Consider the following 1,704-nt stretch of genomic DNA (forward strand, 5'->3'; position numbering starts at 1 on the left):
ATTACGCGATCACCCACCTTGTAACCCTGCACGGTGCTTCCGGTCTCGATTACCTCCCCGGAGATTTCGAGCCCCATGATCGTCGAGTCGCCGAAGTTCGGCCGGCCGTACCCGCCTCGCCGATGTGTCAGATCCGCGCGATTCACGCCCGCGGCATGAACGCGTACCAGCAGATCGTCGGGCCGAACCTCGGGTGCCTGGACTTCGGCCAGTTCGAGAACCTCGGCCTCGCCGAATTCCTTGAATGTGATGGCTTTCATTTCATGCCTTCCTGCGTCGTAGCTGAATGACCGGCGAGATCGTCGGATCGAGGTTGTGCGCCCAGCGTTGCCTGCGCCACGGCGGAAGCGGAAATGGCCGCGGGAAACCCGGCGTAGAACGCGACGTGAGTGATTGCCGCGGAGAGCTCTTCGCGCGTGACGCCGTTCGTCAGCGCGCGCCGCAGGTGCGCCGGCAACTCGTCGAGATGGCCACCCGCGATCAGGGCGGCGACGGTCACGAGGCTGCGGTCGCGCGGCGCGAGCGCCGGATCGCTCCAGATGCGCGGATAGAGCGTGTCGTCGACGAATGCCGAGAGCGTCGGCGTGAAGGCCCGCGCGGCCTCGCGCGGACTGTCGAAATGCGTATGAGACATGGCGATACTCCTTCAAGCCTGGCTGATGAACTTGTGCGTGAGGTAGTACTCGATGCCCTCGGTGCCGCCTTCCGAGCCGTGGCCGCTTTCCTTCATGCCGCCAAACGGCAGTTCGGTCGACACGATGCGGTACTGGTTGATGCCGATCATGCCGGCTTCGAGACCGTCCGCGACATCGATGGCCGTGCGCGCGTTGCACGTGAATGCATAGGCGGAGAGCCCGTACGGCAACCGGTTCGCTTCGGCGAGGCTGTCGGCGAGGGCATCGAAGCGCATCAGCACCGCGATCGGGCCGAACGGTTCTTCGTGCATCACGCGCGCGTCCTTCGGTACGTCGGCGAGGACCGTGGGTTCGAAGAAATATCCTTCGCCCTCGATGCGCTTTCCGCCGGCGAGGACCCTTGCGCCACGTTCCACTGCATCGGCGATGAGTTCTTCCATCTTGGCAAGCTGGCGCGGGTTGGCCAGCGGCCCGACCTGCGTGCCGGCATCCATGCCATTTCCTACCTTGAGGGCCTGGGTGGCGCGCACGAAGTGCCCGACGAACGCGTCGTAGACGTCGCGCTGGATCAGGAAGCGCGTCGACGAGATGCAGACCTGGCCCGTACCGCGAAAGCGGTTCGCCGCACCGTCGACCGCGGCCTTCTCGACATCTGCGTCGTTGAATACGAGGACGGGCCCGTGGCCGCCCAGCTCCAGCGTGATGGGTTTGACGCCTTCGGCGGCACGCGCCGACAGCAGGCGGCCGATCGGTACCGAGCCCGTGAACGTCACTTTCCGGATGACCGGGGAAGCGATCAGATGCTTCGACACCTGGTCGGGCACGCCGAATACGACTTGAAGCACGCCCTTCGGCAAACCGGCGTCATCCAGTGCGCGTGCCAGCGCGAGCGCCGTTGCGGGGCTTTCCTCGCCGGGTTTGATGATGACGCTGCATCCGGCGGCGAGTGCGGCGGAGAGCTTGCGCGCCGGGGTGATCGCGGGGAAATTCCACGGCGTGAATGCGGCGACCGGCCCGATCGCCTGTTTCTTCACGAGCTGTTGCACGCCCGGGCGATTGGATGGCACCA

3 protein-coding genes are annotated in these 1,704 nt (G+C 65.5%); all 3 read right to left on the reverse strand.

The annotated features are described in order from the left end of the window. Window positions 1-260 (reverse strand): alcohol dehydrogenase catalytic domain-containing protein (locus AC3IFE_RS21245; RefSeq protein WP_489191854.1); only part of this gene is annotated, 260 nt, incomplete at its 3' end. Beyond that, entirely contained in the window at window positions 257-634 is a 378-nt protein-coding gene (locus AC3IFE_RS21250) for a carboxymuconolactone decarboxylase family protein (RefSeq protein WP_089470682.1), read from the reverse strand. The genes AC3IFE_RS21245 and AC3IFE_RS21250, both read right to left, overlap by 4 nt. 12 nt (window positions 635-646) lie before the next feature. Next, window positions 647-1,704 (reverse strand): aldehyde dehydrogenase family protein (locus tag AC3IFE_RS21255; RefSeq protein WP_489191855.1); only part of this gene is annotated, 1,058 nt, incomplete at its 5' end.

This window comes from Burkholderia sp. APQ4-4ca (assembly GCF_057837105.1).